This is a genomic window from Photorhabdus namnaonensis (assembly GCF_001684335.1).
GTDB classification, from domain to species: domain Bacteria; phylum Pseudomonadota; class Gammaproteobacteria; order Enterobacterales; family Enterobacteriaceae; genus Photorhabdus; species Photorhabdus namnaonensis.
In genome coordinates this window covers 22,097-42,312 of the sequence record NZ_LOIC01000082.1, presented here as the reverse complement: position 1 = coordinate 42,312, position 20,216 = coordinate 22,097, and the positions used below count along the sequence as shown (strand labels likewise).

At 40.4% G+C, this 20,216-nt stretch carries 18 protein-coding genes and 1 riboswitch; of the genes, 9 read left to right on the top strand and 9 right to left on the bottom strand.

Translation table 11 applies throughout. The features are described 5' to 3' along the window. Nucleotides 1-343 precede the first annotated feature (343 nt). Nucleotides 344-1,393 carry a class I fructose-bisphosphate aldolase gene (fbaB, locus tag Phpb_RS16910; RefSeq protein ID WP_065391367.1) on the top strand — a complete coding sequence of 350 codons (1,050 nt, stop codon included), beginning with the start codon at nucleotides 344-346 and terminating at the stop codon, nucleotides 1,391-1,393. A 143-nt stretch (nucleotides 1,394-1,536) separates the two neighbouring features. On the opposite strand, the gene thiD is transcribed toward fbaB, so the two are convergent. Beyond that, entirely contained in the window at nucleotides 1,537-2,334 is a 798-nt protein-coding gene (thiD, locus tag Phpb_RS16905; protein ID WP_065391366.1) for a bifunctional hydroxymethylpyrimidine kinase/phosphomethylpyrimidine kinase, read from the bottom strand. Between the two features lie 37 nt (nucleotides 2,335-2,371). After that, nucleotides 2,372-2,464: riboswitch (TPP riboswitch) on the bottom strand. Between the two features lie 114 nt (nucleotides 2,465-2,578). Continuing rightward, on the bottom strand, nucleotides 2,579-2,788 hold the full coding sequence (cspE, locus tag Phpb_RS16900) for a transcription antiterminator/RNA stability regulator CspE (RefSeq protein ID WP_036781809.1): 210 nt from the start codon (nucleotides 2,786-2,788) through the stop codon (nucleotides 2,579-2,581). A 602-nt stretch (nucleotides 2,789-3,390) separates the two neighbouring features. Between cspE and pagP the strand changes: the two genes are divergently transcribed. Next, entirely contained in the window at nucleotides 3,391-4,014 is a 624-nt protein-coding gene (pagP, locus tag Phpb_RS16895; RefSeq protein ID WP_065391365.1) for a lipid IV(A) palmitoyltransferase PagP, read from the top strand. Nucleotides 4,015-4,068: 54 nt separating this feature from the next. Here the strand turns inward: pagP and Phpb_RS16890 are convergent, their stop codons facing one another. Then, nucleotides 4,069-5,448, bottom strand: a complete 1,380-nt coding sequence (locus tag Phpb_RS16890) for an amino acid permease (RefSeq protein ID WP_065391364.1) — start codon at nucleotides 5,446-5,448, stop codon at nucleotides 4,069-4,071. A gap of 295 nt (nucleotides 5,449-5,743) precedes the next feature. After that, nucleotides 5,744-5,887 (bottom strand): PhoP/PhoQ regulatory lipoprotein MgrB, encoded by a 144-nt coding sequence (gene mgrB, locus Phpb_RS27680; protein WP_080984968.1) that lies wholly within the window; start codon nucleotides 5,885-5,887, stop codon nucleotides 5,744-5,746. A gap of 315 nt (nucleotides 5,888-6,202) precedes the next feature. Between mgrB and Phpb_RS16880 the strand changes: the two genes are divergently transcribed. Together Phpb_RS16880 and Phpb_RS16875 are read left to right on the top strand one after the other, a co-directional pair. After that, nucleotides 6,203-6,586 (top strand): helix-turn-helix domain-containing protein, encoded by a 384-nt coding sequence (locus Phpb_RS16880; RefSeq protein WP_065391362.1) that lies wholly within the window; start codon nucleotides 6,203-6,205, stop codon nucleotides 6,584-6,586. A 544-nt stretch (nucleotides 6,587-7,130) separates the two neighbouring features. Continuing rightward, on the top strand, nucleotides 7,131-7,559 hold the full coding sequence (locus Phpb_RS16875) for a DUF805 domain-containing protein (RefSeq protein WP_065391361.1): 429 nt from the start codon (nucleotides 7,131-7,133) through the stop codon (nucleotides 7,557-7,559). Nucleotides 7,560-7,913: 354 nt separating this feature from the next. Here Phpb_RS16875 and Phpb_RS16870 read toward each other — a convergent pair whose 3' ends face one another. The 3 genes from Phpb_RS16870 to Phpb_RS16860 form a co-directional block, all read right to left on the bottom strand. Next, nucleotides 7,914-8,732, bottom strand: a complete 819-nt coding sequence (locus Phpb_RS16870; protein WP_065391360.1) for an N-acetylmuramoyl-L-alanine amidase — start codon at nucleotides 8,730-8,732, stop codon at nucleotides 7,914-7,916. Nucleotides 8,733-8,983: 251 nt separating this feature from the next. Further along, entirely contained in the window at nucleotides 8,984-10,456 is a 1,473-nt protein-coding gene (locus Phpb_RS16865; protein ID WP_046397923.1) for an alanine/glycine:cation symporter family protein, read from the bottom strand. Nucleotides 10,457-12,879: 2,423 nt separating this feature from the next. Beyond that, nucleotides 12,880-13,773: a LysR family transcriptional regulator gene (locus Phpb_RS16860; RefSeq protein WP_065391359.1), complete on the bottom strand. Its 894-nt coding sequence runs from the start codon at nucleotides 13,771-13,773 to the stop codon at nucleotides 12,880-12,882. Nucleotides 13,774-14,442: 669 nt separating this feature from the next. On the opposite strand from Phpb_RS16860, the gene folE reads away from it, so the two are divergent. Beyond that, entirely contained in the window at nucleotides 14,443-15,138 is a 696-nt protein-coding gene (folE, locus tag Phpb_RS16855) for a GTP cyclohydrolase I (protein WP_240492594.1), read from the top strand. Beyond that, complete coding sequence (locus Phpb_RS16850; protein WP_065391357.1) at nucleotides 15,135-15,719, top strand: 6-carboxytetrahydropterin synthase; 585 nt, start codon at nucleotides 15,135-15,137, stop codon at nucleotides 15,717-15,719. Before folE ends, Phpb_RS16850 begins: the two co-directional genes overlap by 4 nt. A gap of 194 nt (nucleotides 15,720-15,913) precedes the next feature. Here the strand turns inward: Phpb_RS16850 and Phpb_RS16845 are convergent, their stop codons facing one another. Both Phpb_RS16845 and icd read right to left on the bottom strand, forming a co-directional pair. Continuing rightward, nucleotides 15,914-16,246 carry a hypothetical protein gene (locus Phpb_RS16845; protein WP_065391356.1) on the bottom strand — a complete coding sequence of 111 codons (333 nt, stop codon included), beginning with the start codon at nucleotides 16,244-16,246 and terminating at the stop codon, nucleotides 15,914-15,916. A gap of 318 nt (nucleotides 16,247-16,564) precedes the next feature. After that, nucleotides 16,565-17,818 carry an NADP-dependent isocitrate dehydrogenase gene (gene icd / locus Phpb_RS16840; protein WP_046395879.1) on the bottom strand — a complete coding sequence of 418 codons (1,254 nt, stop codon included), beginning with the start codon at nucleotides 17,816-17,818 and terminating at the stop codon, nucleotides 16,565-16,567. Nucleotides 17,819-17,956: 138 nt separating this feature from the next. Between icd and rluE the strand changes: the two genes are divergently transcribed. The 3 genes from rluE to mnmA all read left to right on the top strand — a co-directional run bounded on the left by rluE (nucleotide 17,957) and on the right by mnmA (nucleotide 20,216). Continuing rightward, nucleotides 17,957-18,586 carry a 23S rRNA pseudouridine(2457) synthase RluE gene (gene rluE, locus Phpb_RS16835; RefSeq protein WP_065391355.1) on the top strand — a complete coding sequence of 210 codons (630 nt, stop codon included), beginning with the start codon at nucleotides 17,957-17,959 and terminating at the stop codon, nucleotides 18,584-18,586. After that, nucleotides 18,579-19,028, top strand: coding sequence for an NUDIX domain-containing protein (locus Phpb_RS16830; RefSeq protein WP_065391354.1), 450 nt, complete (start codon nucleotides 18,579-18,581; stop codon nucleotides 19,026-19,028). The genes rluE and Phpb_RS16830 overlap by 8 nt, the downstream gene beginning before the upstream one ends. An 84-nt stretch (nucleotides 19,029-19,112) precedes the next feature. Beyond that, a complete protein-coding gene (gene mnmA, locus Phpb_RS16825; protein ID WP_065391353.1) occupies nucleotides 19,113-20,216 on the top strand; it encodes a tRNA 2-thiouridine(34) synthase MnmA in 1,104 nt (367 codons plus the stop codon).

The following is a 20,216-nucleotide window of genomic DNA, read 5'->3' as shown; positions in this document are numbered from 1 at the left end:
AACACAATAAATATCAATGTCATAAATACAATGAATAATTTATTCTTTATCAGTATTAAATCTCATACATCTATTTATCTTATCCAAGAAAAATGTCTGCTAGCAAACAATAAGAATTACAAAAATATATAACCCAACACATAAAGAGTTTACGCTTTCGCCCCTATATCCCCTAAAGAATGGTCACATCACTCTTGCGCTAAATATCCACTTTCCAGGTAATAAAATTCTCTTTATCCCCCCCACCTGAAGCGATCCACTACCACTTCCCTCCCAATACAACTTGTTATCCTAAAAAGGATAAATGACAATCAATGATATCTTTTCATAACTGGAGTAAAACATGACTGATATCGCTAAGTTGTTAGGCAAAGATGCGGACAATTTATTGCAACATCGTTGTAATACCATCCTAAGTGAAAATCTCTATCTGCCAGGCTCCGATTTTGTTGACCGCGTAATGATCGACAATAACCGACCCAATACAGTTTTGCGCTCCATGCAAACATTGTTAAATCATGGTCGTCTTGGAGGCACTGGTTATTTATCTATTTTGCCGGTGGACCAAGGAGTAGAACATTCTGCTGCCGCTTCTTTTGCAGCAAATCCTCTCTATTTCGATCCCAAAAATATCGTTGAACTGGCTATCGAAGCCGGCTGTAACTGTGTTGCCTCTACTTATGGCGTGTTATCCTCTGTTTCTCGTCGTTATGCTCATAAGATCCCATTTTTGGTTAAACTGAACCACAATGAAGCACTGAGCTATCCCGCCCAATATGATCAAACTTTATATGCCAGTGTTGAACAAGCATTTGAGATGGGCGCCGTTGCCGTTGGCGCAACAATTTACTTTGGCTCTATTGAATCACGGCGTCAAATTGAGGAAATTTCAGCCGCCTTTAAACGAGCGCATGAATTAGGCATGGTAACGGTATTGTGGGCCTACTTACGTAATTCCGCCTTCAAAAAAGAGGGGGTAGATTATCACTCCAGTGCGGACCTAACAGGCCAGGCTAACCATTTGGCAGTCACTATCGGCGCCGATATCGTTAAACAGAAAATGGCCGAGAATAATGGCGGCTATACTGCAATTGGTTTTGGTCATACCGATAAACGTGTTTACACTAATTTGACTAGCGACCATCCTATCGATCTGGTCCGTTATCAGATAGCTAATTGCTACATGGGACGCGCCGGTATGATTAACTCAGGTGGTGCATCCGGTAATAATGATTTGAGTGATTCAGTTCGCACCGCCGTCATTAATAAACGCGCAGGCGGCATGGGGCTAATCCTCGGTCGTAAGGCGTTCAAAAAATCCATGAAAGAGGGTATTGAACTGATTAATGCGGTTCAAGATGTCTATCTGGATAAACAAGTGACTATCGCGTAGGTCAAGCTTGTCGCCGGTGATAATGATATAGATAGTAAGTCACTACCAATGTTGAGTTATACTGCTCTCACAGTATAAATACCTTACTCTTCTTATTCATTATCACTTTCTCACCTAATCCCGAAAACGCCAGTCAGTTATTCTCACCACCACTGATGAAAATGGTGCACAGGCCCAATGCCTTTTCCTACCGCTAACGAGTCCGCCTGTTCTAACGCCGCCTGGAGGTATGCTTTGGCAACAGGCAGTGTTGTCTGCCAATTCGAATAACGTGGACGCAAAGCAGCCAACGCAGCGGAGAGTGTACACCCTGTACCATGAGTATGACGCGTATTGATTCTGGGCGCAGTAAAACGCCATTCGCCCTCAACCGTAAATAGCCAATCAGGGCTTTCATGTTCTGCAAGGTGCCCGCCTTTCAGTAAAACGGCTTCACATCCTAGCGATAATAATTCACGCCCTTGTTTTTGCATGTCCGTTTCGGTTTTCGCTACAGAGCATTTCAATATCGCCGCCGCTTCCGGCAAATTTGGCGTAATCAACGAAACCTTCGGTAATAATCGTTCAACAACCTCGGAAACCGCTTCCGGCGCCAGCAACGGATCGCCACTTTTCGCAATCATTACCGTATCCAATACAACATAAGGAACGGAATAACGACTTATTGCGTCAGCAACAACAGCAACATTGGCTGCATTAGATAACATGCCTATCTTAGCGCTATCAATTCTGATATCTGACAACACGGATTCAAGCTGTACCGCAACAAAAGTAGGATCGATATCATAAATAGATTGCACACCACAGGTATTTTGCGCGACAAGCGCTGTCATTACTGTTGTGCCATAAGCACCAAGTGCGGAAAAAGTTTTCAGGTCGGCTTGAATGCCGGCACCGCCACTAGGATCAGTACCGGCAATTGTCAGTGAATTGATTCTCATTATAAGTGCCTCTTCCAGGCAGAAAAGCAAGTATCAGGAAAAGACACCATGACTTCCCTACGCTGGCATTATCCAGATCAGGTATTACGGGTTCATCTCAGCTCAGTAAAGAGCGCCCCGAGCCAAAACAAAAACACCCTATCAGATAACCAACAGGGTGATATCGGTATGTCATTGTTGCCAGTAAAAAATCAATCAGACAACAAATTTACTTCGTCAATCCAAAATGATCGACAAAAAGAAGTTATGCTGTAGTGACGTTTGCCGCAGAAGGACCTTTCTGACCGTCCTGAATTTCAAACTCAACTTTTTGGCCTTCCGCCAGAGTTTTAAAACCCTCGCTCTGAATAGCGCTAAAATGTACAAACACATCTTTGCTGCCATCAGCAGGAGTAATAAAGCCAAAACCTTTTGATTCGTTGAACCACTTTACAGTACCAGTGATTTTTGCCATTTTAAGAATTTCCTTTGGATCACTTAATTCTAATTCGCCGTTTCGGCGCAACATAAAAACTAGAGCAAGTTGCTGCTATTAACAGAACTGTATAACAGAACCGTACCTCGTTTACCCGAACGATTTATCACATATTCTTAATATGATGGCAAGCCATTTTTTATCAGCTATGGAGCTAACGCACATATTTAAAATTCTTAACAACAATTATTGTTTAACATAACTGCAAAAATTTGAAAATCCAAGGTTATCCTAATTAGCTTACAGTTTATCCACTCAACAAAACCCCAGATAACATAAAAAATTCTAATTTATTTTGCCTATCTTATTATCAGATTTTTTATATCTATAGTCTGTTCATAGAGGCCAATCTCTACTGTTTGGGTGAAAGAAAAAATCAATACATTCCCAATATTAGTCGACTAAAATATCAGTACTAAATATACCCAGTTAATACCTATCACATCTTAATATTAATTTTTCGTTTAACTTTTATTGAAAATAGCAAGAGTAGAATTCCTGAATTTAGATGTTTGTCATATTTTACGTGATGCGCAGGATCTTCCCAATTTATGTCGTCGGGAAATTTGGAGTAATAAATAATGAAGTTTGATTTAACCGCAGCCTGTACCCTATCAGCCACTCTTTTAGTCTCATCTGGGACAGTGTTGGCAGCAACGGCAAATACTGCTAATAAATCATTAGCAACGACTCAATCACACACACTGATCGGTTATAGCAACAATTCAGATAGTTTATGGGAAAAATTCAACAATAATATCGCTCTCACCTGGGATGCACCCGACAATGAACTTTATCTGCCGGTAATTACTTGGCATAACAGACATACCTACGATAAAGAGAAAATCGATAGATATAATGAGCGGCCTTGGGGTTTCGGCTATGGTAAATATCGTTACGACCAAGACAATGATTGGCATTCCCTTTATGCAATGGCTTTTATGGATTCTCATAACCGTTTGGAACCCATCGTTGGCTATGGATTTCAGAAAATGTGGATACCCGGTGATTTAGATGGTTTCCGAATGGGAATCGGTTTCACTTTAAGCGTTACAGCTCGTCATGATTATTATTATGTCCCTATTCCACTGCCATTACCGTTATTCTCTATAGAATATGATCGGTTATCGCTGCAAGGGACATATATTCCCGGCACATATAATAACGGTAACGTCCTCTTCGCCTGGCTACGTTGGCAATGGTAACTGGATAAAAAATACCAGGCTGTGTAATATCAGCCCGGTACCTTCCCGCATATGTTATCCCTGCTCCTGCGCTCTCATTTTATCACGGCGCGAACGAGACATTAAAAACCCAACCCATAACACACCCACCCAGAATGGCATCAGGATGACTGAAATACGGATGCTGTCCATCATTAAAATAATGACAAGTATAAAGGCAAGGAAAGTTAGACACAGATAATTACCGAATGGATACCAGAACGCCTTAAATGATGGCTCTATTCCCTGTTTAACTTTTTCTGCCCGGAATTTTAAATGCGCCGTACAGATCATAACCCAATTAATCACCAACGTTGTTACCACCAGCGCCATCAATAATTCAAATGCTTTGCCCGGCATCACATAATTAATCAATACACCAACGGACGTTGCCAAAGCAGACACGACAATGGCTCTGATAGGGACACCACTCTCATTAACTTTTTTCAACATCCCAGGTGCATTGCCCTGTTTTGCTAAACCGTACAGCATTCGGCTGTTACAATACACACCGCTGTTATAAACGGATAATGCGGCAGTTAGGACGACAATATTCAGAACGTTAGCCACCCAGAAACTATCCAAGTTATGAAAAATCATAACAAATGGGCTTTCACCTTCAACGACATTGCCCCACGGATAAAGCGACAACAACACGGTCAGAGAACCGATATAGAAAATCAATATTCTGTATACCACCTGATTGGTGGCCTTAGGAATGCTGATACGCGGATTTTCCGCTTCTGCCGCGGTAATACCCACCAGTTCCAATCCACCAAAAGAGAACATGATCACAGCCATTGCCATGATTAGGCTGGTGATGCCATTAGGCATAAAGCCGCCATGTTGCCAAAGGTTAGTAATACTGGCCTGAGGTCCGCCATTTCCGCTAACTAACAAGTAAGCGCCAAACACAATCATACAGATAATGGCGGTCACTTTAATGATGGAAAACCAAAATTCTGTTTCACCATAGAGTCGGACATTAATTAAATTTACTGTATTGATTAAGACAAAGAAGACGGTTGCAGAAACCCAGGTTGGAATATCAGGCCACCAGTAGTGGATATACATTCCCACAGCCGTTAATTCAGCCATGCCGACCAGAGTAAACATCGCCCAGTAATTCCAACCTGATAAAAATCCGGGAAAATCCCCCCAATATTTATACGCAAAATGACTAAACGACCCCGCTACAGGCTCCTCGACCACCATCTCTCCTAGCTGACGCATAATCAGAAATGCAATAAAGCCTGCGATAGCGTATCCTAAAATTACGGAGGGACCTGCCATTTTTATGGTTTGTGCAATACCGAGAAACAACCCAGTCCCGACAGCCCCCCCCAAAGCAATAAGTTGAATATGCCGGTTTTTTAAACCGCGTTTAAGTGTTGACCGCTGCGATTGTCCTGCCATCTTGTCCTCTTGATGCAACTTCTATCTTGTTATTAGTGGGAAAACAACCGCTTCCCCTTATCTGCTTTATTCAAAGCAAACAAAACACTGGCTTTAAAGGGTGGATATTGAAGATATACCCGTTATCTTTCAAGTTGCCTCTTTGTTGGCTGCGCTCACTCACCCAGGTCACATAGTTCTCTATGCTCCCGGGGATTCGCTCCCTTGCCGTCGCGATGCATCTTGAAATCCATTTGGGTATATATGTTAGCACAGATATATGATGGGAAAATGGCTGATGAGTATCAGCAACTAATCAGAAAGGCAGATATCGAGTCACAGAACAAATACCTGAATCAAACTTTTCCCCCTGATCACAATAGCTATCCAAAGCTAACAGGTACAAGAACAGACATATTCCAAGTAATACTAAGATTGCAATGGTTTTTTTTATGTCCAATTCTATTTCCTTTCAGTTTGGTCAGAACGCAATACGTTAAGAATAAAGTTGGAAAATGATATTTTACAACAATGAAACAAGAAAAATATTCATCCTGTGCTTTCATTGCGAAAAAATCGTACCCGCAACAATATATATGCTAACAACATATCAGAACACGTTTAAACAAATACTAACCATGTGGATTCTATTCACTATAACAAAAAAATCAATTGTCACATTCAGTTACAATCCCAATCGTGATGTCAAGGCTTTGTCATCTTTAGAAAAAGTTGTGTATACTTCCTTTCATTTTCAACCAGAACAAAATTGTTAATGCCACAGGATAATCACTTAGCACTTGTATGCGCTCTCAGCAAATGGATTGAGAATCACCTTGGCCGGGTAATCCACCTGGAAGAACTGGCAACTTACTCCGGTTACTCGCTTTGGCACATGCAGAAAATATTTAAGGAAGTCACCGGCATTTCGCTTGGTAAATATATCCGCCAGCGACGCCTGGCCGGCGCTGTTCATCTTTTAAGAAACAGCTCTTTGCCTATTTTTGATATCGCTTTAGATTTCGGCTTCGGCTCTCAGTCTCATTTCACTTACATGTTCCGCAAAGAGTATGGCATAACGCCCTATGATTTCCGGCAGAATCCAGATATTAAGCTCGAAGTTAAATTACCTCTACATTTTGCTGCCAACCGTTCGTGACACGATAGTCAGAGAACATTGAAACAGGCAATTATCCAACAAATGCAACCGTGCTTTCCGGTGAAAGATAAAGAGTTTCAACCTTTGTGTTCTGATCTTTTATTTGATGCCAGACACAATACTTCCCTCAACAAAGCTCTCTGGGTTTCATGGTTAGATGGACTAGAGAGCTCTGCCGAATTTTTTGACGACACTTGGTTTCCGTTAACATGAGTTCGAAAAACGAACAAACCCGATGCCAGTACCTCCGTTGCATCAACGGTTGCGGCCTGAGAAGTGGGAAGCCTTGCCGTTTACGGCGGGGAGCAGTCACATAAGCGAATAATCATTTGTCAAATCATCACACAACGGTTTAAACACCAAAAAAATCATAAAGGATAAAAACCATCATACAATTTAACAATCATCACCTTATTTATACATATTTAATCATAAAATTACTTTTGAAATATTCTCATCTTAATATCTGATTCATATTTTTCTGTTCATACTATCGTTAAATCAGTTATTATCTGTCCCATTCTTATTTATCTGACTATTATTTATGAACGATTCTCTAGTGAGTTCAATAAAAAGCTATTTCAGCCAAAGATTGAGTAGAAAAGATTATATTATTAGCTTTATTAAAATAGCCATTGTTTTAGCAATATTGATCTTTCTCTCGGGTTATCTAGCAGAAAACAATTACGCCTCCCATATGCAATATGAGTTATCAGTGTGGCTGTACATAATCTCTATTGGTTTATGGGCAATGTGCTCCTTTGCTACGATTTACTATTTAATCATGAAAACAGCTTACAGATTTAATGATGTAGGACTGTATGGTTGGCTAATCTCTATTCCTATCTACCTGTGCAGTGTGTTACCAAACTATTTTCCCGAAAAAATAACAATGTATTCGCCGTTTATCAGCCTAATTGGGATTATCCTAGCATTTATTCTACCAGAAAGGAAAAACAATAATAAAAAGTAATATTTTTTCCATATCGAAAAATTTTATTTAATCTGACGATTACTTAAGATAGTAATCATCATTATAAAATAAAGCGACGATTATTTATATACACTGAATATTTTATTACTTAGTCATAATCTTACTTCTTTCTTTATAGGAATAATAATGAAAGCCACCAAGAGTTAAAATAGATAACAAGAAAGATGTGATCAACAACTGCCAAGCTGCCATTACCGGTTAAAACAAAGTGAAGAACGGACTCAAGAATAGATCGTAAAATCGATAGAGTTAATGAGAGGAATCATGCCATAAAGGTCACTCTGATAAAGTTCTTTCTATGGCACGATCACAATGAAATATTACAAATCAAAACTACTTTTTATATTTCTCAACCAGAGCCAGAGCTATCGACTCAGTTTGTGCATCAGGATTACCACTGATGTCATCTGGCCTGAAATGCATCTGGAATGCACTGATTGTTTTACGGGTATCTTCATCAAGCACACCGGTTTGTGGAATAGTGTAGCCATATTTAGCCAATGTCTTCTGAATTAACTCAACAGAAGCACTATCATTCCATTTTCTACCCGCCATATACTTTCCAACGGTTGCATCATCAGGCCATGCACCGATACCTTGCTCAGCCAAACTCTTCCAAGGGAAAAGTTTACCTGGATCATACTTTCTCAAAGGCGCAATATCACTGTGACCAACGACATTAATAGGTTCAATGCCATAACGTTGAACAATATCTTTCGCCAAACGCGTTAATAGATCGATCTGTTGCTCATTAAACGGATACCACTCTTTCTCAAGTAGCATTTCCGTAAATCCTTTATTAACAATTTCAATGCCAATCGAAGTGTCATTCAAGTCTTTCCGGCCATTCCATCCACTAACACCAGCATGCCACGCCCTCTTATCTTCAGGAACCAGTTGCAAAATAACAGGCTTGCCTCTCACATAATTCGGTAACGATGGGAGCAAATAATGGGCACTAACACCGCCCTGAGTGAGTATACGTAAAGAACCTTCATCATTGACAGCGGTATAATGGAATACCAAAAACCTTACTCTGTCATTTTGACCTTGTGAAGGAAAAGAGCTATCAACTTTATAAGTGCCCCGATCTTCCAGGCTGGAACACCCCGCCAATAACATAAATAAGCCAACTAATATGATCTTCTTCATCATTTCCCTGTCCCATCTATTAATTGAAAGCAAGATAATAACACAAAGAAATTAAATGAACACAAAATAAAATTTATGTTTTGCATGATTTTTTTATAAAACTACCGGTTTTGCTCTTGACATAGAGCACAAGCAAAGATGCCTTATTCCCATAAGCTAGATGGAAATAAGGCAAAAATAACAAATGAAACGTGAAAGGCTATCAGTCGCTATGTTGTTAAAGAGTATTAACTATACTGTGTTCTAGCATTTCACTTGCGGTCAACCGCTTGGTTAGATTGGGCAAGAGTTGCCGTTTCTTCCCAAATACCAACTTCAACTTTTTTCTGAATCTCAGGGTACTGATTGATATCAAATGTCGGTAATTTACCAACACGTCTCTGTTGGTTGTAATCTTTTGCGAGCTTAAATGCGACGCCAGAAAGCAACAAAATAGCGGTCAGGTTAGTAATTGCCATCAATGCCATAGACAAGTCAGCCATTTTCCAAACTAAAGGCAAATCAGCCAACGAACCAAACATCACCATACCCAACGCCGCCAAACGTAAGATCACCAGACCCGCAGTATGATTACGTTCAAGGAATACGATATTGCTTTCAGCATAAGCATAATTCGCAATAATTGATGTGAATGCGAAGAAGAAGATAGCCAGTGCAATAAATTCAGAGCCCCAATCACCAACAGCGGAAGACAATGCTCGCTGAGTTAATTCTATTCCACTGATTCCCACAATATTGCCATCAAGCACACCCGATGACAGGATGATAACAGCAGTAGCACTACAGATAACCAGAGTATCCATAAAGACACCTAGCATTTGCACATAACCCTGAGATGCCGGATGAGGAGGATACGGAGAAGCGGAAGCAGCGGCATTGGGTGCCGAACCCATCCCTGCTTCATTTGAAAACAGCCCGCGTTGAACACCTTGTGTCATCGCCTGGGCAACACCGTAACCAACGGCTCCTGCGGCAGCTTCCTGCAAACCGAACGCGCTTTTAAAAATCAATGCAAACACTTCCGGCATTCGTTCAAAGTTATGCCCGACGACCCAGAATGCCAGAATCAGATAAGCTATCGCCATGAAAGGGACAACCAACTCTGCAACCCGAGCAATAGAACGCAAGCCACCAAAAATAATGACCCCGCTAAAAATCACCAAACCGATGCCGACATACAACGGATTGAAATTAAATGCGAAAGCGGCGGCCTGAACGATGGAATTTGCCTGAACAGCATTAAATACCAGACCAAAAGCAATAATGAGGAATATGGAGAACAGAATGCCCATCCAGCGTACTCCAAGCCCCTTTTCCATATAATAGGCCGGACCACCGCGGTAATTCCCCTTATCGTCTTTTGTCTTGTACAGCTGGGCAAGTGTACTCTCAATAAAAGAGGTCGCCATCCCAATCAGAGCAACCATCCACATCCAAAAAATGGCACCAGGCCCACCAGCCGTTAAGGCGATTGCCACACCAGTAAGGTTACCGGTACCAACCCGTGCTGCTAAGCTGGTACACAGAGCCTGGAATGATGAAATACCTGCACTGTCAGATTTCTTACTGTTTTTCAACACTGAAAACATGTGCCCAAAATGGCGAATCTGTATAAAACCTGTACGTATCGTGAAGTAAATACCGGCGCCAAGAAGAAGATAAATCAACACGGAGCCCCAAAGGATGCCGTTAAGGCTGTTAAGAAAGCTAATTAGTTCCGTCAAGATATTTTTCCCCTTAAATTAGTAAACCTAGTCTGACCATAAAATCGTATCCGGCAGAATTCATTGCGCTTAATATGCCTTTATAATTAACAAGTAACACAATGCTGTATAAGAAAACACAGAGATACCGGTCAGAAAAACACTATGAATGTAACACAAGTTTGAAATTGATGTGTAATGTTTACTGACCTTTTTACATTATCCATCAGATTAAATGAATGTTTGGTGTACTGTTTTTGACTGATAGTTAATAGATATGGCATTCAATCAACTATTGCCCGTCAGTCATTTCATACACTTTCGGCGATGCCTCCTACCTGTGATTCACAATAAGCTACATTATGAAATCCATTACTATTATGAAGCCCACGGCTATAGTATGAGGCCCACGGCTATAATCCCTACACAAGTAAAAGAAGTTCTACCAATGGACCACTTTTTAATTAAATCAACAACCAACTAATATCAAGAAAAAAAGTTCAAAAATAAGATATTGTGATTAATTTTGTGAGCAGATTATCAGCTTTAACAAAAAAATCATCATTAATTTAGAAAATTTTCGCATAGTGACATCCATCACATAAAACATTAAAAATCAAAAAGATAAAAAACTCACTCATCAGATTACAATGAAATACCAACACATACGCTCAATGTAGGAAATATCATCCCAATAAATAACATAACATGCAAAAAACTAATAAAAGCCTTAACCTCTATCTGACACTTATCTATAAACATCTTCAATCACGAGGAAAAATGATATTTTTCCTTTAGCTATTTGTGTTAAGTATCATTAGCATTAAAAAATTTTTAAACGAATGTTTCCCACTTCTTCATCTGATCCTAACGAACACATTTCTGCTTATTTTTCTATTCTTAAAATATCTTCAAAATATATATCTAATGCCTCCTATTATTCTATTTTCCACAAGATGATTGTCCAATATTTCCGCAAGTGGATTAAAATGAAATGACCATAAAATCGGCATAATAAAATCCTTTTTTATAAAAAATCAAGGGGTACTCTGATTGCCTTTTGGCAGCAAATAATATTTATTCGGCAAGTTTTCCAGCCTCATCAGGACAAATTTGATCGACTGCCAGATAGACTGAATATTTAATAAAGCTTGTAAAAAATTTACCGCATGAGCAATAGAATTTAAGTAAAATCGGGTACACTGCAAAATAAAGTTATTACAATGATATCACCACGTTGAATTTCCCTAAGACTGGATACTACGAGTAGAGGTATCTTGGGTAAATCACAAAAATACCAAGACTCAACGTTGGCAATCCATCGTGATAGCCAGTTAGAGATAGTTTGACCCAAATTACACCCACCATTTTGTTACAACAACTCATGAATACCTATATCCTATGGATTTCAAGATGCATCGCGACGGCAAAGGAGCGAATCCCCGGGAGCATAGATAACTATGTGACCGGGGTGAGTGAGTACCGCCAACAAAGAGACAACTTGAAAGCTAACGGGTATATAAGCATCAAAATGCCCCCAAACGGACAGTGATATGTTAATCACCACTTCATTCGTCTATAAAAACAACAGACTTAACCCAACTATACAATAGCTAAAATCAACTTTTGTTTTACATTTACCAAACATTGTGTTTTAATTTCCATAAAATATTATTTCATTTTGAAACTATTTTATAAAAAATGTGAAAAAACTTCTCTTATATGCAACATAAAACTGGATCTTTTATTATCTACTGCTAATATTTTCATTTGTTATCTTTTACAAAAAAAATATGTTTATGAAGTTAATATTGTATAAATATCTCACTTTTATTCTAAATGCATAATTTAAACAATATACGTTGAGGTTATGAATGATGTTAAGAAAAAAAAGGAAGAATCCCACTGATAACAATTTACCTATAAGAGTCTATCGTGGGAGATCTAAATATGAATATCACCCTCCATCAGGGGGTTCAATATCCATTTGTTGTTTAAGTTCACCATTGTCTGTCGTTTGGGAGGAGTATGAAAAAGTTCTTAATAAGGAAAAACAATAACTAAATAATAACACTTTAAATATTATACAGTAAGTACTCTATTTACAGTTATAAAACCAGCGGGAGAACAAACTCCCGTTAGCGGTTTTACCTAAATACACACGCAAGAAAGATTTTTACATGCTATTAAATTAACTATCCAGTTTTAACTTCTTACATCTACTTGTCACTCATCAAACCAAGCTGATCATCTAATTCTTTCTCAAGATAGGTATCTTAAGTCCCCGGCTCTGGTTGGCACGAAAATTTTCATTGAGTATTAGAAAAAATAGCCAAATATTTGCCAAAAATTCGTAATTCTCTACAAATTTAGAAGATTGCGAATTGCACTTTAATCAGTACCAGCACAAGTAAAACCCCAAAAGACCCTTTCCCCTAATAAGATCAACAAACATTGGTGTACAAATTCCCAACTCTTTCTTCAAACCGGGAAAGTTCTTCTGTTAACGGGGCGTCAAGCCTAAGCATATACGTCACCAGCTTAGGAATACCACCAGTGAATGGTCTTATGGCTACATCGCCATGCCGAGTCAAATTGAGCTGTGACTCTCCCGCCACACCAATCCCATATCCAGCAGCCACTAAAGTTAACAAAAGGTCAAAGCTAGAAACCTTTTCCGATATACATGGCGCTAACTTTCCATTTTGAAATATAGACAACACTGGCTCCAAACATCTCTCATACGCCTCCTGACCACAGATGATCAGTGGGTAGCGTAAAAGTTCATCTAACGGCACTTCTTTATACGCCAAAAGCGGATGACTGATAGGAATAGCCGCCACCAATGAGTCATACCAAGCCGGCATGGCAATAATGCCATCGCCTACTGTCGTAGATTGAGCAAATCCCACATCAAAAAGGTTGTCACGTAATCCATTCATATGTTGGGCTAGAGGTATCTCGTGTAAGCGAATACCCATCCCTGGCTCGTCCTCTCGGCATTTTGCTAACAATTCGGCTAACTTGGGGGGTGTAACACCATCGGATAACGCAATACGAAGCTGACTATGGAATCCAGCCGAAACTGCCTTCACACTATCACGAACCTGACCAAGTACGGAAAAGATGCGAGGAGCCTGTTCCAGTAAAATTTCCCCCGCACGCGTGAGCCGGATATTCCTTGTGGTCCGCACGAATAACATCGTACCAAGATCAGCTTCTAGGTTTTTAATTATCCTTGATAGCGGTGATTGTTCTATATGCAAGCGCTCCGCAGCTCTAGCGAAATGTAATTCTTCTGCTACCGCCACAAAACACCGTAAATGTCGCAATTTCATATATATGCAATCTCCATCTTTCGCTAAACAGACTTATGCCTATTCTCTCTGAACACATCTTTATTTGTTCTTTCAGATCATCTAACAGCGTTCAGCTCTAAGTTGGTATTGTCCCGTAGGTTAGATCAGGGTCCACATTATCAATTCCGAATGACATAAAGCCTCCTTTAGTAAATATGCTATAACCGATCACCGGGCAAGATTTACCTAACCTTGGTAAAAACAGTATCTGATAGTTGTGAAACCGTTCTCTATCTGGATAGCACCCCTACAACTAATTAATTTAATTAATGAATAAGCACCAAACTGTACGTCAATACATTTACAATAACAATAAATAAGACTCATTATTTTCTCTGGAAAGATAGGTATTAAACATTCATATCAAGATATTAAAACAAGCAAAAATAACGGCATAACATATCTAACTTAATGCACAATTTCACAACGTAACTAAGTGAACGGGAAAACACGAATCCCAGTATCAGTTCCCCCAATTAAGACTTAAAAGGTCTTAAGAGTGACTGCAAAAGACATGATACCCACCACTATTTTATCTAGCATTTAGATAGTAAGGGTCTAAATACTGATGGTCCGTTAAACAAAAATGTGCATTTTTCTAAACGGATCATAATGAAACCATTTAGTGACAATAACGAGGTACCTACTGTGGAACCAGGAGATTTGGAAATCACCACACATGGATTTGCAGATGGAATATCCATGCAATTAGCAAAAAAACGCGCATTACACGGACCCAATGAAACTCTGACCAAAACAGAGCTTAACCTTATCATAGATAAAGCTGCTATATCATTCGGAGAATTCCTGACCGCTCTTGGCGTAGACTGGCAAAATGATCCTAATTCGAAAGACACGCCGAGACGTGTTGCGAAAGCTTATGTACTTGATCTATGGAAAGGTCGATACAAACCAATGGGACCTATCACTACATTTCCGGCAGATAACTACGATGGCATTGTATTCGACGGTTGGATCGCTCTCGACTCCATGTGCTCTCACCATCATCAAGCAATCAGAGGCTATGTTCACGTTGCTTATATACCAAGTCAATATGGGCGTGTTCTTGGCCTGTCAAAGTTAAATCGAATCGTCGAACATTTTGGCAGACGTGGGCTTATACAAGAACGATTAACAGCAACAATCCATAATGCAGTAAACCAAGTATGTGAAAGAAATCAGGGTGTCGCAGTATTGATAGATGCATCACACAACTGTGTAAGTTGCAGAGGTGTACGCCACCAGAAAAGTCGGATGAAGACACAAATGTTCTCAGGTGTATTCGCCGATACTGATTCACCTGCCAAGCAAGACTTCTATGAATTGATTAGAGGTACCGCATGACAATTCAATATATTACACGCAAAGGCTCTTTTGACTCCGCTCATCGAGTCATGAACGAGAGAGTGAAATGCTTCAATATCCACGGACACACTTATCTGTATGAACTCACTTTCTCATTTGAACAGATGCAATCCATTGGATACGCGATAGATTTTAAAGAGATAAAGCGTATCGGCGCCGCATGGATTGATGAGTTTCTGGATCACGCCTCGATTCTTAACCCAAAGGATGCAGATTTCATATCCGCTGTTCATGCTACGCGCAGTAAATTCAGACTCATGAGCCTAAATCCTAGTGGGGAATACTGCAATCCAACCGTTGAGAATATTGCGAAAGAGATATTCCTCACTATGGAAGTTCTTTTTAGTGAATGGGATAGCCTCAAAATTCACCATGTCAGACTCTATGAAACTCCCAATTGTTTTACAGATTGCAATGCCGATTCGATTCATGAAGAGGAGCGTAACGCATTTCTCAGCCAACGATTCGAAGAGCTGAAAGCTTATTCACAAGCAATGGGCCGGTTTGAATATGACTCAAGAAATATTGTTACACCAGATTCCACTTCTGAGAACTTATGAAACAATAAACCACTGTGAATAGGTGTAACGAAAACCGACCAATATAGACAGCGATATTTTATGACCAATAGTCTTATTATCAATGCATTTCAATTTCCGATGAACTGGAAGATACCGTAGCCAAAAAGCAATGAAACAGAGAAAAAATAACAAATGAAAGAATAAGTTAGCAGTAACTTGCAAAAGGTTGCAAGTTACTGGATAACAGCCGCCGCTTTGAAAATATATTCTTTGAATAACAACGCTAGCGCCGCGGCAACAATAAACCATTGAAGTCGATCAAATTTACCTTCAAGTTTATCAAAACGTTTATCTATGGATTCAAAACGCTTATCCATAACTTCGAGGCGTTTATCTATTAATTCGAATCGCTTATCAAGTGACGCAAAGTTAGCCTCAGTCTCACGGCGCAGATTATCCACACTTTCCTGAGTTGCAAGATGTTGCATATTCTGCCCGCGATGTAAGAGAGCATTTAACACATCGCTCGTACTAAACTCTATTTTTTTATCATCTGAACTACTCATCTTTTACTCCCCTCTTCCTATCAGACAGAACGAATATTAACCTCAGTATACACTCTGTCATATGTGACTGGCAAAATTTCATGCCTAATAAAACAACAATATATACCTTTAAGTGATTGAGATTTTCCAATTAAGGCCATAAAACATAAAAGGTAAAAACCACAGATAACTACCTGAAAAAAATAAAATTGAAGAATATAACGCAAAAAAGCACGTTTATTTCCACTATTTTTGAGAATTTTACAGCAAAAATCCCTGTAAATTCAGAAAACCCCACGGAAGCATTAGCTACCGTGAAGTTTTCACAATGATGACGGATTACATATGCTGAATAATCGCGTCACCAAATTCGCTACATTTCAGCAGTTTAGCGCCTTCCATCAGCCGTTCGAAATCATAAGTCACGGTCTTCGCGGCAATCGCGCCTTCCATACCTTTAACGATCAGATCTGCGGCTTCTGTCCAACCCATATGGCGCAACATCATCTCAGCGGAAAGAATCACAGAACCTGGATTCACCTTATCCTGACCGGCATATTTAGGCGCTGTACCATGAGTCGCTTCAAACAAGGCGCATTCATCACCGATGTTTGCTCCCGGAGCGATACCAATACCACCAACCTGAGCAGCCAGCGCATCAGAAATATAGTCACCATTCAGGTTCATACAGGCGATAACATCATATTCAGCAGGGCGCAACAGAATCTGTTGTAGAAACGCATCCGCGATGACATCTTTAACAATGATCTCTTTGCCGTTTTTCGGATTCTTAATTTTTACCCAAGGGCCGCCATCCAACAGTTCACCGCCGAACTCTTCACGAGCAAGCTGATAACCCCAGTCTTTGAAAGCGCCTTCGGTAAACTTCATAATGTTGCCTTTGTGAACCAGAGTGACAGATTCACGGTCATTATCAATTGCATATTCGATGGCAGCACGAACTAAGCGTTTAGTGCCCTCTTCAGAACAGGGTTTCACACCGATGCCACATTGTTGTGGGAAACGGATTTTATTTACGCCCATCTCTTCTTGCAGGAATTTGATCACTTTATCCGCCTCGGCAGACCCTGCTTTCCATTCAATACCGGCATAAATATCTTCCGCGTTTTCACGGAAAATAACCATATCGGTCAATTCAGGTTGTTTAACCGGACTTGGCGTACCCTGGTAGTAACGAACAGGACGGAGACAAACATACAGATCTAATTGCTGACGCAATGCTACGTTCAGAGAACGAATACCGCCGCCAACCGGCGTCGTCAGAGGACCTTTAATAGCTACGCGATATTCACGGATCAGATCCAACGTTTCATCCGGCAACCAAACATCCTTACCGTATACATGAGTAGATTTTTCACCGGTGTAGATTTCCATCCAGGAAATTTTACGCTCACCCTGATAGGCTTTCTGAACCGCTGCATCGACCACTTTCAACATTGCAGGGGTAACATCGACACCAATTCCATCCCCTTCGATATAAGGGATGACCGGGTTATTCGGAACAACCAGTTTACCTTTAGCGTCGACTGTTATTTTTTTACCTTCCGCCGGAATAACTACTTTGCTTTCCATTAACCTCTCCTTCAAGTAAGCGTAATACCTTGTTAATTTTTTGTAAGGGACGTGTCAATACTACTTGAATATTCTGCGAACGCCAATTGATAGCAGACTAATGTATAATACCCCTTCCATTTTATGCAGTGATCTATGATGACAAATTTCACCATTAAAAAACACAGACTTAACCGATTCAGCCAAAGAAAAATATCACATTCTGTCAAAAAACCAACAGAACCTCGTCGAGTATTGATATTTAACAAACCTTACGATGTTTTACCCCAATTCACCGATGAAATGGACAGAACAACACTAAAGGACTTTATCTCGTTGCCTAATGTGTATGCTGCCGGGCGTTTAGATCGCGACAGTGAAGGATTATTAATTCTGACCAATGACGGCAAACTTCAAGCACAGCTAACCCAACCGAATAAAAAAACAGCCAAAGTTTATTATGTGCAAGTTGAAGGCATTCCAGATGAAGCTTCTCTCGATAAGTTACGCAATGGCGTCATATTAAAAGATGGGCCTACCCTACCCGCAAGCGCCGAGTTAGTTCATGAACCAACATGGCTTTGGAATCGCCATCCACCGATTCGTGAACGTAAAAATATTCCGGTAAGCTGGTTAAAAATAACACTTCATGAAGGCCGAAATCGTCAAGTGCGCAGAATGACAGCACATATCGGTTTTCCCACACTTCGGCTGATTCGTTTTAGTATGGGAAACGTGCAATTAGGCAAAATGAAACCCGGTGAATGGAAGGAGATCAATTTTGTTTAGTCCCCACGTTACAGTTGCCTGTGTTGTCCATGCCCAAAATAAATTCCTGGTCGTTGAAGAGACAATTAATGGCAAAGCATTGTGGAATCAACCCGCCGGTCATCTTGAGGCTAATGAAACATTGTTACAAGCGGCGGAACGCGAATTATGGGAAGAGGCCGGTATTCAGGCTAAACCACAAGCACTACTGAAAGTTCATCAGTGGGTTGCACCAGACGGCACACCCTTTATCCGTTTTCTGTTTCTGGTTGAAATGGAACAACAAACCGTAGCCAATCCACAGGACCGTGATATTGACTGTTGCCATTGGGTTACAACAGAACAAATATTCAATAACCATTGTCTTCGTTCTCCTCTCGTCGCAGAAAGTATCCGCTGTTACCTACGAGACGAAAAATATCCTCTCACCCTATTGGATAGTTATGCTTCTCCATTTATTTAATAACAAAACAGTAATACGTTTGATGCACCCCTGTCTGCAACGTGTTAAAATACTGCGCTTGTTTTTTTCGCCAGTGAGATTCCCATGTCAGAGAACAGCCAGAAAAAAGTCATTGTCGGTATGTCCGGCGGTGTAGATTCCTCCGTTTCCGCTTATTTGCTACAACAGCAAGGTTATCAAGTGGCTGGCTTGTTCATGAAGAATTGGGAAGAAGACGACGATGAAGAGTACTGTTCAGCCGCGGCTGATCTGGCTGATGCTCAATCCGTTTGCGATAAGTTGGGCATCGAACTTCATACCGTCAATTTTGCCTCCGAATATTGGGATCATGTTTTCGAACATTTTCTTTCTGAATATCGAGCGGGCAGAACACCTAATCCAGATATTCTATGTAACAAAGAAATTAAGTTTAAAGCGTTTCTGGAATTCGCCGCTGAGGATTTAGGCGCGGATTACATCGCAACAGGTCATTATGTCCGTCGCAAAGATATTAACGGTAAAAGCCAATTATTGCGTGGGCTGGATAACAATAAAGACCAAAGCTACTTCTTATACATTCTGAGCCACCAACAAATTGCTCAAAGCCTATTTCCTGTCGGTGAACTGGAAAAACCGGAGGTTCGTCGTATCGCCGAAGAAATCGGTCTGGCGACAGCAAAGAAAAAAGATTCCACCGGTATCTGTTTTATTGGTGAGCGCAAATTCCGTGATTTCCTTGGCCGTTATTTACCTGCCAAACCTGGCCCGATTATGACTGTAGATGGAGAAACCGTCGGTGAACATCAGGGGCTGATGTACCATACGTTGGGCCAACGCAAAGGTTTAGGCATCGGTGGAACGAAAGAAGGCAGCGAAGAGCCGTGGTATGTCATAGATAAAGATGTTCAGAACAATATTCTGATCGTGGCGCAGGGGCATGAACACCCTCGCTTAATGTCTACCGGCCTTATTGCTCAACAACTTCATTGGGTTGACAGAGAGACATTAACTGAAAAAATCCATTGCGTCGTCAAAACACGTTACCGTCAGCAGGATATTCCTTGCACTGTCACCCCCATAAACGAAGATAAAATTGAAGTCCGTTTTGCTAACCCTGTCGCCGCAGTCACCCCCGGCCAATCAGCCGTCTTTTATCAGGGTGAAGTTTGTCTTGGCGGCGGCGTGATTGAACAACGTTTGCAGGAGTAA

What these genes read in the sequence shown, in the direction of transcription:
- Phpb_RS16845 (WP_065391356.1), bottom strand. Translation starts at nt 16,246, where the DNA reads ATGAGTAGTTCAGATGATAAAAAAATAGAGTTTAGTACGAGCGATGTG.
- icd (WP_046395879.1), bottom strand. Translation starts at nt 17,818, where the DNA reads ATGGAAAGCAAAGTAGTTATTCCGGCGGAAGGTAAAAAAATAACAGTC.
- rluE (WP_065391355.1), top strand. Translation starts at nt 17,957, where the DNA reads ATGACAAATTTCACCATTAAAAAACACAGACTTAACCGATTCAGCCAA.
- pagP (WP_065391365.1), top strand. Translation starts at nt 3,391, where the DNA reads ATGAAGTTTGATTTAACCGCAGCCTGTACCCTATCAGCCACTCTTTTA.
- thiD (WP_065391366.1), bottom strand. Translation starts at nt 2,334, where the DNA reads ATGAGAATCAATTCACTGACAATTGCCGGTACTGATCCTAGTGGCGGT.
- Phpb_RS16875 (WP_065391361.1), top strand. Translation starts at nt 7,131, where the DNA reads ATGAACGATTCTCTAGTGAGTTCAATAAAAAGCTATTTCAGCCAAAGA.
- Phpb_RS16860 (WP_065391359.1), bottom strand. Translation starts at nt 13,773, where the DNA reads ATGAAATTGCGACATTTACGGTGTTTTGTGGCGGTAGCAGAAGAATTA.
- Phpb_RS16880 (WP_065391362.1), top strand. Translation starts at nt 6,203, where the DNA reads ATGCCACAGGATAATCACTTAGCACTTGTATGCGCTCTCAGCAAATGG.
- Phpb_RS16870 (WP_065391360.1), bottom strand. Translation starts at nt 8,732, where the DNA reads ATGAAGAAGATCATATTAGTTGGCTTATTTATGTTATTGGCGGGGTGT.
- cspE (WP_036781809.1), bottom strand. Translation starts at nt 2,788, where the DNA reads ATGGCAAAAATCACTGGTACTGTAAAGTGGTTCAACGAATCAAAAGGT.
- Phpb_RS16890 (WP_065391364.1), bottom strand. Translation starts at nt 5,448, where the DNA reads ATGGCAGGACAATCGCAGCGGTCAACACTTAAACGCGGTTTAAAAAAC.
- Phpb_RS16850 (WP_065391357.1), top strand. Translation starts at nt 15,135, where the DNA reads ATGACAATTCAATATATTACACGCAAAGGCTCTTTTGACTCCGCTCAT.
- mnmA (WP_065391353.1), top strand. Translation starts at nt 19,113, where the DNA reads ATGTCAGAGAACAGCCAGAAAAAAGTCATTGTCGGTATGTCCGGCGGT.
- fbaB (WP_065391367.1), top strand. Translation starts at nt 344, where the DNA reads ATGACTGATATCGCTAAGTTGTTAGGCAAAGATGCGGACAATTTATTG.